Annotated in this window: 11 protein-coding genes; 7 read left to right on the forward strand and 4 right to left on the reverse strand. The window is 43.0% G+C overall.

Going from position 1 to position 15,033, the window contains the following annotated elements:
* The first annotated feature begins 4 nt into the window (after positions 1-4).
* Positions 5-1,669 carry a hypothetical protein gene (locus tag CLHUN_RS03355; RefSeq protein ID WP_133051083.1) on the forward strand — a complete coding sequence of 555 codons (1,665 nt, stop codon included), beginning with the start codon at positions 5-7 and terminating at the stop codon, positions 1,667-1,669.
* Between the two features lie 186 nt (positions 1,670-1,855).
* Here CLHUN_RS03355 and CLHUN_RS03360 read toward each other — a convergent pair whose 3' ends face one another.
* Positions 1,856-2,725: an AraC family transcriptional regulator gene (locus CLHUN_RS03360; protein ID WP_165755645.1), complete on the reverse strand. Its 870-nt coding sequence runs from the start codon at positions 2,723-2,725 to the stop codon at positions 1,856-1,858.
* 297 nt (positions 2,726-3,022) lie between these two features.
* Here CLHUN_RS03360 and uxaC point away from each other — a divergent pair, with 297 nt between their 5' ends.
* Positions 3,023-4,426, forward strand: coding sequence for a glucuronate isomerase (gene uxaC, locus CLHUN_RS03365; RefSeq protein WP_080063149.1), 1,404 nt, complete (start codon positions 3,023-3,025; stop codon positions 4,424-4,426).
* A 257-nt stretch (positions 4,427-4,683) separates the two neighbouring features.
* Here uxaC and CLHUN_RS03370 read toward each other — a convergent pair whose 3' ends face one another.
* The 3 genes from CLHUN_RS03370 to CLHUN_RS03380 all read right to left on the reverse strand — a co-directional run bounded on the left by CLHUN_RS03370 (position 4,684) and on the right by CLHUN_RS03380 (position 8,964).
* Positions 4,684-6,180, reverse strand: a complete 1,497-nt coding sequence (locus CLHUN_RS03370) for a UxaA family hydrolase (protein ID WP_080063150.1) — start codon at positions 6,178-6,180, stop codon at positions 4,684-4,686.
* A 261-nt stretch (positions 6,181-6,441) separates the two neighbouring features.
* Positions 6,442-7,968, reverse strand: a complete 1,527-nt coding sequence (locus CLHUN_RS03375; protein ID WP_080063151.1) for a tagaturonate reductase — start codon at positions 7,966-7,968, stop codon at positions 6,442-6,444.
* A 147-nt stretch (positions 7,969-8,115) separates the two neighbouring features.
* Positions 8,116-8,964: an AraC family transcriptional regulator gene (locus CLHUN_RS03380; protein WP_165755646.1), complete on the reverse strand. Its 849-nt coding sequence runs from the start codon at positions 8,962-8,964 to the stop codon at positions 8,116-8,118.
* A 227-nt stretch (positions 8,965-9,191) separates the two neighbouring features.
* Here CLHUN_RS03380 and CLHUN_RS03385 point away from each other — a divergent pair, with 227 nt between their 5' ends.
* The 5 genes from CLHUN_RS03385 (at position 9,192) to CLHUN_RS03405 (ending at position 15,019) form a co-directional block, all read left to right on the forward strand.
* On the forward strand, positions 9,192-10,550 hold the full coding sequence (locus CLHUN_RS03385; protein ID WP_080063153.1) for a glycoside hydrolase family 28 protein: 1,359 nt from the start codon (positions 9,192-9,194) through the stop codon (positions 10,548-10,550).
* A 467-nt stretch (positions 10,551-11,017) separates the two neighbouring features.
* Entirely contained in the window at positions 11,018-11,941 is a 924-nt protein-coding gene (locus CLHUN_RS03390; protein ID WP_080063154.1) for an ABC transporter permease, read from the forward strand.
* A gap of 17 nt (positions 11,942-11,958) precedes the next feature.
* Complete coding sequence (locus CLHUN_RS03395) at positions 11,959-12,954, forward strand: ABC transporter permease (protein WP_080063155.1); 996 nt, start codon at positions 11,959-11,961, stop codon at positions 12,952-12,954.
* A 54-nt stretch (positions 12,955-13,008) separates the two neighbouring features.
* Entirely contained in the window at positions 13,009-14,016 is a 1,008-nt protein-coding gene (locus CLHUN_RS03400; protein ID WP_080063156.1) for an ABC transporter ATP-binding protein, read from the forward strand.
* Entirely contained in the window at positions 14,009-15,019 is a 1,011-nt protein-coding gene (locus CLHUN_RS03405) for an ABC transporter ATP-binding protein (protein WP_080063157.1), read from the forward strand. The genes CLHUN_RS03400 and CLHUN_RS03405 overlap by 8 nt, the downstream gene beginning before the upstream one ends.
* Positions 15,020-15,033 lie beyond the last annotated feature (14 nt).

Here is a 15,033-nt window from a genome sequence, read left to right on the forward strand (position 1 = left end):
CCTTTTGGTAGAACCAAAATATAAAAATAAATATCCCCCCATGGGATTGATGAAAATCAGCACCTATCATAAGATGCTTCAAGATGAGGTACATTTTGTAAAAGGAATTAACCACGATGCAGCTTTAATGGTATGGGATCGAATCTATGTTACAACCTTGTTTACATTTGATTTTGCTATTTCAGTTAAAACAATAAATTATTATAAGCAGCTTGTAGACGATGTTGATAACCTCTATGTCGGCGGAATTATGGCATCATTGATGCCAGATAAAATCGTAGAAGCTACAGGTATTGACCGTTCTCACATTTTGACTGGACTCTTCACCGACGCATCAGTTGTAGGTGATCATGACAGGGTTAACATTGACCAATTACATTTGGATTATGATATTCTGGAGGAAATCGACTACAAATATCCCGCAGGTGATAACTATTTCGCTTACACTACAAGGGGTTGCCCTAATCATTGTTCATTTTGCGCGGTTCCTATTTTGGAACCAAATTTCAATGTGACAAATAATATTATTCAGCAAATAGAGACGATTAACCGGAAATATGGCCCAAAGCAACATCTTTTGTTACTTGATAACAATGTATTAAATGCACCGGATTTGGAAGCTTTGGTTAACGATTTGTGTACTGCAGGATTTGGAAGAGGGGCCAAATATCTTGACCCTGGTGAATACAATATTGTGATGATGCGTTACCACAATGGTGAAAGAGCTACATTTTTAGATAAAAAGCTTCAAGCGTATTTGGAGTCTTTTAAAAATCGCATTAAATCAAAAGAGATGCTTGAGACCTTTTTGCAGGTTATAATTGGTGCGGAAGATGCGGAGGACTTTGCTGAATATATGCTGGAGCACGAGACGAAGTTGTCACCCATCATAGAAAAATATCGCAGCAAAGCTGCAAAAGCAAGGTATCTGGATTTTAATCAGGGAGTCGATGGCAGGAAGATCAACGATAAAAATATGGCACAGTTGGCCCGTCTTGCTATACGTCCCCTCCGAATTGCTTTTGATGATATTAAGTTAAAGGACAAGTACTGTGATGCTGTACATACAGCTAAGAGACATGGTATCAAAGAAATATCAAACTACATTCTGTTCAATTATAAAGATAGACCAGAGGATTTATATGAGCGTCTTCGTATCAATATAGACCTCAATCGTGAATTGGGAATCCAAATTTTTTCTTTCCCCATGAAGTATTCTCCAATTGACAGAACAGACCGCGATTATGTTGGTGTTTATTGGTGTAAGAAATCACTCAGAGCGATTTCGGCAATTCTTCAAGTTACAAACGGAGTGGTTGCTGCTGGGTCAAGCTTTTTTTATAAAGCATTTGGAAATACGCTTGAAGAATATTTTGAACTTCTTGCAATGCCACGTGAACTAATAATGTTCCGTTCTTATTTTGAAGAGAACGGTACAACACAAAAATGGCAACAGTTCTATAGAAAACTTGATGATGAGCAAAAAGAAAGATTGATGCAAATAATATCAAATACTGTCACGGAATTGCGTAAAGTTGAATGGCCAGATGACCTCAAGGAAATCCTTCAATTCTATCTAATAAAATATAATGGCAGAAAGGAGATTTTAGGCGAACATGCGCAATTATCTTTAATGGATGATAGTGATATTGTGATTGAGAAGGAATAAAATCTTATTCAACCTGACATTCGTTATCAGGTTGAATAAGATTAAAAAAGATATGCGTAATATCAACAGCCAAGTTTTTGTACTTAATAAAAGCGAAGTATACACAGATTACATATGCCACAGAGAGACAAGCCATAAGTTTATGGACTTGTCTCTCTGTTTATTGAATAGAATTTTAGCCTCCCCTCATATCTCCCTATCCTGACTAATCTCCCTTGCAAACACCTTTGGCGAGATTCCATATTCCCGCTTAAAGGTTCTGATAAAATTTGAATAATCTCCAAAGCCGCACAACATGCTCACTTCACTTACCTTAACATTTTCCTTCAGCAGCATTCTGGCCATTATAAGCCTTTTTTTCTGAATAAATCTATGAATGGTAAAACCGGTATATTTCTTGAATTCTCTGAGCAAATGATACTTGCTGATGTAAAATTGGGCAGAAATATTTTCCAGTGTCAGCTCACTTTCCAGATTTGTATTGATGTATTTAATGATATTGCTTATTTTTTGGTTATACTCAATATCCACCTCGATTTCTTCATCCTTTGTATAGAGGTAGGCCTTGTTCAAATACACGATAAGCTCGTTTATATATGCATTTTTCAGGACTTCACTGCCAAACCCGCTGTTATAGTAGGCCTTCTCCAGTTTCTGCACGATGGTTTTAAGATATGCCACGGTCTCAGTATCGGGTCTCAACAGATTGTACTTCTTCCTGGCAGATGACTCAAAGCACATGGTAAGATCGGTGCTGTCGGTATTGAGGTTGGTAACATAATCCGGCTTCACCCACAGAACTATCCTCTCATAAGCTTCCCCGCCCTCAATGATGGTTCTGTGAAGCTCCTTGTTATTTATCAGGATTATATCCCCTGGCTTCAACCTGTAGAACTTTCCTTCGATTATATAAGTAACCCTCCCCGACATATAAAAGAAAATCTCGTAAAAGTCGTGGTTGTGATACTCTACGTTGGGCGGGAGTTCGTCTTTTGTATGAAAGAATTCAAAATCATTCTTCACCATATACTGTCTTGCTGTAAATTTATGTTCCAAATTAAGCCTCCCATCCTGCATCTGATATAATAAAGTGCAGAGCGCAGCCAATAGTCAAAGCACTGAGCAATTTTTGCATCAAAACCAGCAATATATGATATGTTTATGGCAAATAGGCAGTATTATAATTGTATTATGAACTGAATTGCTACAGAATTCAAGTTTTGAGTTATGTTGTTCCAAAGGTACTTAATACCACCTAAACGCTGCCTGTCAGGTGATGCCACAGGGCCTTGCATTCAGGCACCAATAAATAGAGGAATCACACTTCAAATTTATTTACAAGGAGACCCACCTATGAAAGAATTTATGAACGAAGATTTTCTTTTGGAAACTCAGACCGCTGTCAGGCTTTATCATGAATTTGCAGAGGAAATGCCCATATTTGATTACCACTGTCATATCAGCCCCAGGGAAATTGCCGAAAATAAAAAGTACAGAAATATAACCGAGTTATGGCTTGGAGGGGATCATTACAAGTGGAGGGCCATAAGAAGCAATGGCGTTGATGAAAAATTTATCACAGGTGACGGAGACGATAAGGAAAAATTTCTCAAGTGGGCCGAGACCATGCAAAACTGTATCGGTAACCCGCTCTACCACTGGACCCATCTTGAACTCAGACGTTATTTCGGCATAAAGGACATATTGTCACCCAAAACCGCAGAAAGCATTTGGGAGCGCTGTAATGCAATGCTTCGGCAGGAGGATTTTACAGCCAAAAATCTCATACGGCGCTCAAATGTGAAGGTTGTTTGCACCACAGATGATCCGGTAGATTCACTGGAATACCATAAGGCCATAGCGGAGGACAAGTCCTTCGAGGTTAAGGTGCTGCCGGCCTTCCGCCCCGACAAAAGCATCAACATCGAGAAAGAGGGCTTTATTCCCTGGCTTTTAAAACTGGAGAAGATTACAGATACAGAAATAGCAACCTTCCAGGATTTAAAAAATGCTCTTATTTCAAGGCTTGAGTTTTTCCACCAGGCAGGCTGCAGGATTTCCGACCATGCTCTCGATCCTCTTATATTCCAGGCAGGAACAGAGGAAGAGGCCTCAATAATCCTTCAAAAGGCTTTAGCCGGTAAAGCCTTGAATCAGGAAGAAGTTGCAGTGTACAAAACCCAAATTTTGATTTTCCTTGGAAAGCAGTATTCAAGGCTGGGCTGGGTGATGCAGCTACATATGGGCACGCTTCGCAACACCAATTCCAGAATGCTTCAGAAGCTGGGGCCGGATACAGGGTTTGATTCCATTGGAGACTGGACCTTTGCCTCAGCGCTGTCCTCCCTGCTGGACTCACTGGATAAATCCGACGAATTGCCCAAAACAATACTTTATCATTTGAATCCCAGGGATAATGAGATACTTGGTACTATAATCGGCTGCTTCCAGGGCGGCAAGATACCTGGAAAGGTCCAGTTCGGATCGGCCTGGTGGTTCAACGACCAGAAGGACGGAATGGAAAGGCAATTGACAACCCTGGCCAACCTCGGTCTCCTCAGCCGATTTGTGGGCATGCTGACCGATTCAAGAAGCTTTTTGTCCTATATAAGGCATGAATACTTTAGAAGAATTCTTTGCAATATACTGGGCACCTGGGTTGAAAAGGGTGAAATCCCTGACGATATGGAGCTTCTGGGCAAGATGGTCCAGGATATCTGCTACAACAATGCAGAAAGTTACTTCGGAATTGAATAGCTCCCGGCCTCGCGATTGGCTGTTCCTCACAAGATGTCAATTTAAGCAGCAACCAGGCAGCTTTCTGCCTGGTTACCATATTTTTAACCGGTACAACAGGTTAAATTATTAAATGTCGGAATTAAAAAACGGCTCATCATTGAATTACTACCTTGAGTGGTAACTTTCATATGATGAGCCATTTTAAATTTATTATATACTTTAGCTGCTTTATACGGTTAAACAGCAGCAATGTCATGCAAGCTTTTTTCTGTTTCTTACAAGGTCACACCATTTTTAAATATTGCTATTTCCCTGTACCCGTTTGTTTCGTTTTTGGCCTTTAACTCTCCTGATGCCAGCCTTATGACATACTCCAGCAGTTCATCAGCCGCTTCACTCATTGGAGTTCCGTCAAGGATTCTGCCCGCGTCAAAATCTATCCAGTTTTTCTTTTTAACTGAAAGTGCAGTATTGGTGGACAGCTTTACAGTGGGTACCGGTGCCCCCAGCGGAGTTCCCCTTCCGGTAGTGAACAGGATTATCTGCGCACCTGCCGCCATCAGTGTCGTTACCGCCACTATGTCATTTCCGGGTCCCTGCAGCAAGTTCAACCCGGGGTTCTTCACCTGGCCGCCATAGTCAAGCACATCGGTAACATTGGCTGTCCCACCCTTCTGAGTACAGCCCAGGGATTTTTCCTCAAGGGTGGATATCCCCCCCTTTTTGTTTCCGGGCGAAGGGTTATCATAAATGACCTGGTCATGCTGGATATAGTATTCCTTAAAATCGTTTATAAGACTTACCGTGTCCCTGAAAACCTCCTCATTGACACATCTGTTCATGAGCAAGGTCTCAGCCCCGAACATTTCAGGCACCTCTGTCAGAATTGTAGTTCCCCCCTGGCCTGACAGCCTGTCCGAGAGCAGCCCTACAAGGGGATTTGCTGTTATACCCGAAAAGGCATCGGAACCTCCGCACTTCAGCCCCACTATAAGCTTTGAAACCGGCTGCAGACTTCTTTTGAAGCTACCGGCGTATCCCGCAAGCTGACCTATAAGCTTCAAGCCCTCTTCTATTTCATCTTCGGCTTCCTGGGTTACAAGAAACTTGACCCTGCTGCTGTCATATGGACCCAAAACCGTTTTAAAAGCATCTATATTGTTGTTTTCGCAGCCAAGTCCCAGGACGAGCACTCCCCCGGCATTAGGATGTCTCACCATTCCGGCGAGGATTTTCTGGGTATTTTCCTGATCCTCCCCCATTTGTGAACAGCCATAGGGATGAGGAAAGGCATAAATCCCCTCCACAGTTCCCCTGAAGCTTTCATTTGCTCTTGCAGCAAGTATTTCTGCGGTCTTGTTCACACAGCCCACGGTATTTACTATCCATATCTCGTTTCTTATTCCCACTGTTCCGTCAGGCCTCTCATAACCCCGGAAGCTTTTGGGAGGCAATGTACTTTTCTCTGCCGGAACAAGCCCGGGTTCATACTTGTATTCAAGCAGCTCTCCCAGGTTTGTGGCAAGATTGTGCGTGTGTACGTGCTGCCCCGGCTCTATCCGGACTGTGGCATGTCCAATGGGATATCCGTACTTTATGACATTGTTCTTCTCAGGGATATGGGCTATAGCTATCTTATGGCCTGACAAGATGTTTTCTGCCGCAGTTATTACCTTTCCGTACAGTTCTACCTCATCACCCTTTTCCACATCTTTCAGCAGAACGGCAACATTATCCCCGGGATGAATTTTCAAAGCTGTTAATTGGCTCATAGTTGTTCTCCATTCGTTAAGTATTCCAGCCTGTATTGACACCCTACGCCATAGCTGCACCATCTCCGGCTTTCTCTCCGGAAGAAGGGCGCCTGAATATTCTAGTACAACATTCGGCAAATGGGGTGCATAAGTTGGAGGAGATTTTTTTGAAATACAAGGCGGAGGAGTGCGGAATAATTGCTTTATTCCAATCAACGACAACGATGTAGTTCAAAAAAATATACCCAAAATATGTACCATAATTTACCGAATGTTGTACTAATTTCCTATAACAACCCTCTTTAGCGCAGTCTCCACTCCGTGTGCAGTAATACTGAAAAGCTGCTCTGACACCTTCTCCGGCAAGCCTGCTATCTCATTGAGGTCACTGCCCCACCATTCAGTCCTGGCCAAAACCCCGCTGACTATGGAATCAATTTCTGCCTTTGTTCCTTTAAATTTTGACCAATAGCCCTTGAAAGCTTCAAGAATATTCATATCGTCGCATATCCTGTAATCCTCAGCACCCCTTTTTCCCATGAGGCAGTTTTCCTTTATCTCATTTCCTCTATAAAAGGCAATAAGGCTGGCAAGAGAGAAGGTCAGTATTTCCGGCAACTTGCCTTTTCTAAGTATATATTCCTGCAGGGAAGGAAGTACACGGGCCTTGAACTTTGATACGGAATTAAGCGAAATACTTAAGAGGTAGTGTTTTATGAAAGGATTTGAAAACCTCTCAAGAACATCATGGGCGAACCTGGCAAGTTCCTCTTCTTTTAAATCAAGAGTTGGAATAATCTCATCAAATATTCCCTTTTTCATGTATGTGTTTATAAGCTTGTCATCCAGGCATTCCTTTACGGTTTCAAGTCCATAGAGGTATGCTGCCAGGACGGTCATGGTATGCGCTCCGTTAAGGATTCTTACTTTCCGGTCTCTGTATGGCTTCATGTTATCGGTCCATATTACATTAAGTCCTGCTTCTTCAAGCGGGAGTTCCTTTGCCAGCTTGCTGTCCCCCTCTATTACCCACAGGTGGAATATTTCTCCCGTATCGAAAAGGTTATCCTTGTAGCCCAGTTCTTCCTCCAGCGACTGAATTTCTTCTTTGGGATAGCCTGTTACTATTCTGTCTACAAGTGTGTTAAGGAAGTAATTTGCTCCCTTTATCCACTTTACAAAATCCTCTCCCAGCTCCCATTCCTGGGCAAGCTGCAGCACTATTCTCCTAAGGTTGTCTCCGTTCCTGTCTATAAGCTCGCAGGGTATTATTACAAGCCCTTTTTCAATATCTCCGCTAAAGACCGTGAATCTTCTGTATAATAACGCAGTCAGCTTGCCAGGGTAGGATGCAGGCGGTTCATCCTGAAGCCTGTCTTCAGAGTTATATGAAATTCCCGCTTCTGTGGTATTGGAAATTATAAATCTCAGTTCGTTACTTTCAGCCATTTTCATATATTCCTCATAGTGAGCATATAAATCAATTCCGCGGCTGATGGAGGTGATAACCTCCTTGCTGTTTACAATTTTACCGTTTTGAACGCCCCTCAGGATAAGAGTATAAACCCCACCCTGTTCGTTTATTTTATCTACCAAGCCGCTTTTTATGGGTTGAACCACCGCAACGCTTCCATTAAAGAGGCCCTTGCTGTTCATGGTATTTATCATCCAGTCCACAAAACCTCTCATAAAGTTGCCTTCTCCAAACTGGAGTACTTTCTCCGGATATTTAGCTATGGGACCGGCGGGTATACTCACCGCATCTTTTCCTTTTTGCTCAATAAGGGCTCTGCTTATTGTCTCCATATATGCCTCCTGAAAATAAACTGTAATTTTAGTTGATTCATAAAATAATTTTATTAAAAATATTTGCTTATTTCTTGGCGTATATTGCAAAAAGATATGCAGAAATTGCTGAGATTAAATACCAGCCCCTGCTGAGAAGAATTGTATTTATATATTTTTGGAAGCCTTCCTGCAGTTCAGGGGCGAATAGCCTGTTACCTGCTTAAAAACCCGGTTGAATTGGGATACGCTTCCAAAGCCCGACTTTTCTGCAATCTCAATCACCTTTAACCCGGTATTTATAAGCAGCTCCTCCGCCGCCTTGACTCTTGCCAGATTTATATATTCCAGCAGGGTAAAACCTGTTGTTTCCTTGAAAATACGACTGAGATAGTAGGGGCTGATATAGAAGCTTTCCGCAAGGAGGGGAATGGTCAGCTCCTCAAGGTAATGCTCATTAATGTACCTGACCACTTCAGATATCTTTTCGTGCTTTGGACTGCTTGAAAGAAAATTATCCGCATCAGTCAGCCCGGTATACCTGCCTATATTGGCCAGAAGCCTCAGCAGCAGTCCCTGAAGACATATTTTATAATAGTCTGCTTTCCCTTCTGCTTCCTGGAACATTTCAACAAATACGTTCTCAGCAGTCCGTTGTTCCTTTATGGATAATTCAGCAACAAAATAGCTTTTACTGTCCAGTAATTCAAGTATGCTCAAGGTGGATTTATTAACCGTTTCTATAAATGATTTTCTGAAGTAAATCAGTACCCTCTCATGGTCGGGCTTTTCAGCATCGGTGGTCTTATGAAGCTGGCCTTCCTTTATAAGAACCAGGCAGCCCTTCCTGATGTGAAAAACCTTGTCCTTTACAAAATAAAATCTTTCCCCTGCTCGAAGGTAGTATAATTCATACTTGTCATGATAGTGTCTTTCAGACATGGAAAAATAGCCCTTCACCTGGGCGCTTGAAATGGAAAAACCATCATCCCCGCTTGTAAAACTGTTTGTCTTCATACCCATCTCCTAATGCAGTTATTTTGCATAGTGCTTGTTCCTGTTAATAAAAACGCTATTTAAGCCGCACCTTCATTATATAATGCATATACAACAGAAGCAACATTTGCTATATACTCGCTTTTTACAGCCATTTTTGCGCAGATATTGCCCGATATCAGCGGTATAATAAGGCAAGGAGCAATACGCATGGAAAATAAGCATAAAACAGAGAGGAAGAAGTTGCTATGACAGAAAGTAATTATTTACATAATATTTTAGACTTCGGTGCAGTGGAGGGCGGCAAGGTTTTATGTACGGACGCCTTTGCAGCCGCGGTCCAAAAATGCACACAAAAGGGAGGCGGCACCGTATATGTGCCTGCCGGAGCCTTTCTAACCGGACCTGTCCGGTTGGAAAGCAATATAACACTGCATCTGGCCGCCGGTTCCAGGCTTCTTTTCAGCAGCCGTACAGAGGACTACCCTCTCACGGAAGTCCGCTGGGAGGGCGCCGAACAGAAAGGTTATATGCCTATGCTCTATGCCAGGGCCGCCCAAAACATCTGTATAACCGGCACCGGCACTGTGGACGGGCAGGGCGGCTTCTGGTGGAGGATCCACCTGGAAGGGAAACTGGCATATTCCCGCCCAAGACTGCTCTATTTTGAGGACTGTGACAGGATCATCATAGAAAAGGTGCAGCTTGTAAATTCTCCTGCCTGGACGGTAAACCCAGTCCGCTGCCAGAATGTAACCATAGATAACATATCCATAGTCAACCCGCCCGATTCACCAAACACCGACGGTATAAACCCGGACTCCTGTAAAAACGTACGGATTTCCAACTGTCAGGTGGATGTGGGAGATGACTGCATCACTATAAAGTCGGGTGTGGAAACCGGAAAGTACCTTATCCCCTGTGAAAACGTAAGCATAACCAACTGCACTCTTCTCCGCGGCCACGGCGGCGTTGTCATAGGAAGCGAGATGAGCGGCGGCGTGAGAAATATAGTTATTTCAAACTGTATTTTTGAAGGCACCGACCGGGGTATCCGGCTGAAGACACGCCGGGGCCGCGGAGGTGAAGTTTGCGATATAAGAGTCTCAAACCTTATAATGAAGGATGTCATGTGTCCGGTTGTAATGCATCAGTACTACTTCTGCGGAGAAGGCGGCGACAGGAAACAGGTGTGGGATAAGGCGAGCTATCCTGTTGCCGCCGGGACTCCCCAGTTCAGAGGTATCCACTTCAGCGGTATTACTGCCGTAAATGCTCATGCTGCCGCCGCCTTCCTATACGGACTGCCTGAGATGCCAATATCTGATATAACCTTTGATAATATAAGTATAATCATGGCAGATAATGCTGTGCCCGGAGTGCCGGCCATGATGAAGGATGTTTCCGCCACCTCAAGAATGGGAGTGTTTTGCGCCAATGTCACCAACGTGACCTTCAGCAATGTTTCGGTCAGAGGTGCTGAAGGTCCGGTTTTCCAATTGACAGGCGCAAAGCGGGTGACTTTCCATTCCGGCACTCTTATGGGCAATAGCTCCATTGTCACGGAAAACTGCAGTGAAATATACATTGACGGAAAGCCCGTATAATATAAATCGGAAGCTGCCATTGAGTTTACAATAATTCATTGGCGGCTTTTTTTATTTTCAGGAGCATCACAATATATGAGTATCTAATTAAAGCGTTAATGCGCTATCCCAATAATGGTTATTATTTACAAAACCATGTGTCGATTTTTGTTAAATAATGATAAGTCTCTCTACCCCTTATAAATGCAGCATTTGGCAAAACAACTGGAAGTATTAAATTGTTGAATTCACCTTCCATTTGTAGTATAATGCGACATTGTAGTATTATTTTTTTTACTACTTTTATATATAATTCGACATATCTTTTTCACTGTAAAATACATGCAATTATTTATTACAAACCATGATAATAATAAACTTAACACACAATCGGAAAAGTATAGCTTATTCGATTTATACAGATAAAAGAAATAAGAACCAAATTATAACAGGCTGTGTTGGTAGGGTTACAGCCAAATGGAGGTCGTATGTTCAAGTATGTTTTAAAAAGGTTGGTAGTCTCATTACTTACATTATGGATAATGTTTACGTTGACTTTTTTCCTAATGCATCTAACCCCAGGAAATCCGTTTTTGGGGGATAGAAAAATAACTCCTGAAATACTGGCAAATCTTGAGGCAAAGTATGGTCTGGACAAGCCGCTTTTAGTCCAGTATGAAATGTATGCCAAAAACGTGATTCAGGGAGATTTGGGTGAGTCCATAAAGCTTGCCGGTCAAAGTGTAAATGAAATCATAGCCAGAAAATTCCCCTACTCTCTTAAGCTGGGACTTTTCGCAAGTGCTATAGCAATTGTAGCAGGAACCATCCTCGGAACAATAAGCGCACTCAAAAAAAACACCGGCACCGACAGGGCCATAATGTTTATTGTTACCATAGGCATAGCTGTTCCGAGCTTTGTAGTTGCAACGGTCAGCATGGTCCTTTTTGGGGTAAAACTTCATCTGTTCCCCACAGTCAGCAACCTGGATACCTTGTCCAGCTTCATCTTGCCCGGCTTTGCACTTTCCTTCTTCCCATTGAGCTTCATAACAAGACTGATGCGTTCCTCAATGCTGGATGTTATTAATCAGGACTATATCAGAACTGCCAGGGCAAAAGGGCTTTCTGAAAGAGTGGTTATCTTCAAGCACGGTCTCAGAAACGGAATACTTCCTGTTGTGACCTATGCGGGGCCAATGGTGGCAGGTGTTCTTACAGGTTCTTTCGTCATAGAGTCCATCTTTTCCATACCCGGACTTGGCAGCTCCTTTGTAACAAGTATTACCGCAAAGGACTACCCCACCGTTATGGGTGTCACCATCTTCTTTGGTGCCTTGTTGATTTTTATGAACTTTATGGTTGATATATTATACAGATTTGTTGATCCAAGAATCAATATAACAAAATAGGGGTAGGTGAATAGCAAATGAGAGATACGAATAATACGGAAGTTTTAGACAGCAGGTTGTTTTTACCTGCCACCGAAAGTGAAAAGACTACGGCAGAAATTATGCGTCCGTCGGTGGGTTATTGGAAGGATGCATGGAAAAGGCTCAGAGCAAATAAGGTGGCCATGGGCTCGCTGATTGTTATTCTGCTGGTTTTTCTTGCAGCTATAATCGGCCCTATGCTTTCACCATATGCATATGATCAGATAAATAAGGGCAGCGAGAACCTTTCTCCCAACGCCCAACACCTCTTTGGCACCGACAGCCTTGGCAGGGATCTTTTTACCAGAACCATGATAGGTGCCCGTATATCATTAGCAGTTGGTATTGTGGCTGCATTGATGATATCCGTTATCGGTATTTTATATGGGGCAATATCCGGCTTTATCGGGGGCTGGGTGGACATTGTCCTGATGAGGATAGTAGATATTGTTTACTCCGTACCCACCATTCTGATAGTTATTCTGCTGCAGGTTGTTCTGAGAGAGCCTTTGGTCAAGTTTGTAGAATCCGGCCATGCTCCGGAATTTATAAGCAAGCTGGGAGTTGGCCTTATAAGCATATTCTTCGTACTTGCACTTTTATATTGGGTTGATATGGCAAGAATTGTACGCGGTCAAATCCTGGCTCTGAAAGAACAGGAGTATGTGCTGGCTGCCAAGGTGCTGGGCTCCAGCAACAAAAATATTATTTTGAAGCACCTGATACCAAATTGTATTGGTCAGATTATAGTTGTAACCACGCTGAAAATACCTGAGGCAATATTTGTAGAATCCTTCTTAAGCTTTATCGGCCTTGGCGTATCCATCCCTATGGCATCTCTGGGTTCCTTGTCCCAGGTTGCTCTGAAGGGAATTTATTCATATCCTTATATGCTTATTTTCCCTGCTGCAACAATCAGTATTATTATACTGTCCATGAACCTTTTCGGAGATGGCTTAAGAGATGCTCTTGATCCAAGAATGAAGAAATAATATGCAGCTTTCGGCACTTTTGTATCGCTGTAAGGCGGCGGAATGGAGATAGATATGAGTAAAGAATTACTTAAAATAAATGATTTAAAGGTTTCATTTTTTACACCTGCAGGTGAGGTTAAGGCTGTTAATGGTGTAAGTTATACTCTTGAACCGGGAAAGGTTCTGGGTATAGTTGGAGAATCCGGCTCCGGCAAAAGCGTTTCCTCCTATTCAATTATGGGCCTTATAGACAAGCCCGGGAAAATTGTGGGCGGCAGCATTTCTTTTGACGGCAGGGAGATTTCTTCCATGACTAAGGCTGAAAGGCTGAATTTTGCCGGTAACGAAGTAGCTATGATATTTCAGGACCCAATGACCAGCCTGAATCCTGTTTTTACAATAGGCAATCAAATAGCGGAATCCCTGTATCACAAGTACGGAAAAATTTCAAAACAGGAAATTAAGAAAAGGTCCATAGAACTTCTGTCCCTGGTGGGTATAAATGAGCCTGAAAAGCGGCTCACCCAATATCCCCATGAGTTTTCGGGGGGAATGCGTCAAAGAGCCATGATTGCAATGGCACTGGCAGGAGCACCAAAGCTGCTCATAGCCGATGAGCCCACTACGGCACTGGATGTTACAATTCAGGCCCAAATCCTGGAATTGCTCAAGGGCATACAGAAAAAAACAGGAATGTCCATCGTGCTTATCACCCACGACCTGGGAATAGTTGCCGACATGGCTGACGATGTCATAGTCATGTACGGTGGAAAAATTGTTGAACAGGGCTCGGTGTACAGCATATTCCACAATCCCCGCCATCCATATACCAAGGGGTTGATACGCTCCCTGCCTGATTTGAACAAGAAGGGCGAAAAACTCATTCCTATAAAGGGAAATCCCATAGACCTTTTGAACCTTCCAAAAGGCTGCGCCTTTGCGCCACGCTGCGAGAGCTGTCTTAAGGTCTGTATAAATCACATGCCCCCCCAGCAGGAGGAGGCTGACGGCCATAAAACGGCCTGCTGGCTGTATGATGAAAGGGCTACTAATAGCAGGGAGGTAAAAGACAATGGCTAATATGGAATCCAAAACTTCTGCCGGAGACAAAAATGTTCTTGTGGAAGTCAACAACCTTAAACAATATTTCCACATACGTAATCACCTGGGGGAAAAGGCCTTTGTTAAAGCCGTGGATGATGTCACCTTCAAGATATACAAGGGTGAAACCCTTGGTCTTGTTGGAGAGTCAGGCTCCGGGAAAACAACCCTGGGCCGGTCCATTTTAAGAATATATGATCCCACCGAGGGACAGGTAAAGTTTTCAGATGTGGATATAACAAAGTTCCAGAAGGGCAAGCTTCTGCCCTATAGAAAGAAGATGCAGTATATATTTCAAGACCCCTATGCATCACTTGACCCCCGTATGACCGTGTCGGATATTGTTGGCGAAGCACTGGATATACACAGGCTGACCAGTTCCAAAAAAGACAGAGCGGATAAAGTCAGAGAGCTTTTAAGACTGGTAGGCCTGAATACCGAGCACTCCTCCCGTTATCCTCATGAATTTTCAGGAGGTCAGCGTCAGAGAATAGGTATAGCAAGGGCCATAGCTGTCGAACCTGAATTTATCGTCTGCGATGAGCCTGTTTCCGCACTTGATGTATCAATCAGAGCTCAAATTATAAATACTCTTGAAGAAATGCAGGAGAGATTGAATCTCACATACCTTTTCATTTCTCATGATTTGGGCGTGGTACGCCACACCTGCGACAGGGTGGGTGTTATGTATCTGGGTCATATTGTTGAGTTGGTTGAGTCGGAAGAACTTTATAAAAATCCTTTACATCCTTATACCCAGGCGCTTCTTACAGCAATACCCGAGCCTGACCCTGAACTGGCGAAAAAAAGGAATAGAATTATTCTGAAGGGCGAAATCCCTTCACCTGTAAACCCACCCTCCGGCTGTAAGTTCAGAACCCGTTGTCCTTTTGCAAAGGATATTTGTTCACAGCAGGTTCCGGAATTTAAAGAATATGATAACGGGCACTATGTCGCCTGTCATTTTACCGGAAAGCTCTAGCGTAATTTAGCCAT

The organism is Ruminiclostridium hungatei, from assembly GCF_002051585.1.
In the GTDB taxonomy this organism is placed as follows: Bacteria; Bacillota; Clostridia; order Acetivibrionales; family DSM-1351; genus Ruminiclostridium; species Ruminiclostridium hungatei.

What these genes read in the sequence shown, in the direction of transcription:
- uxaC (WP_080063149.1), top strand. Translation starts at nt 3,023, where the DNA reads ATGAAAGAATTTATGAACGAAGATTTTCTTTTGGAAACTCAGACCGCT.
- CLHUN_RS03370 (WP_080063150.1), bottom strand. Translation starts at nt 6,180, where the DNA reads ATGAGCCAATTAACAGCTTTGAAAATTCATCCCGGGGATAATGTTGCC.
- CLHUN_RS03375 (WP_080063151.1), bottom strand. Translation starts at nt 7,968, where the DNA reads ATGGAGACAATAAGCAGAGCCCTTATTGAGCAAAAAGGAAAAGATGCG.
- CLHUN_RS03380 (WP_165755646.1), bottom strand. Translation starts at nt 8,964, where the DNA reads ATGAAGACAAACAGTTTTACAAGCGGGGATGATGGTTTTTCCATTTCA.
- CLHUN_RS03385 (WP_080063153.1), top strand. Translation starts at nt 9,192, where the DNA reads ATGACAGAAAGTAATTATTTACATAATATTTTAGACTTCGGTGCAGTG.
- CLHUN_RS03390 (WP_080063154.1), top strand. Translation starts at nt 11,018, where the DNA reads ATGTTCAAGTATGTTTTAAAAAGGTTGGTAGTCTCATTACTTACATTA.
- CLHUN_RS03395 (WP_080063155.1), top strand. Translation starts at nt 11,959, where the DNA reads ATGAGAGATACGAATAATACGGAAGTTTTAGACAGCAGGTTGTTTTTA.
- CLHUN_RS03400 (WP_080063156.1), top strand. Translation starts at nt 13,009, where the DNA reads ATGAGTAAAGAATTACTTAAAATAAATGATTTAAAGGTTTCATTTTTT.
- CLHUN_RS03405 (WP_080063157.1), top strand. Translation starts at nt 14,009, where the DNA reads ATGGCTAATATGGAATCCAAAACTTCTGCCGGAGACAAAAATGTTCTT.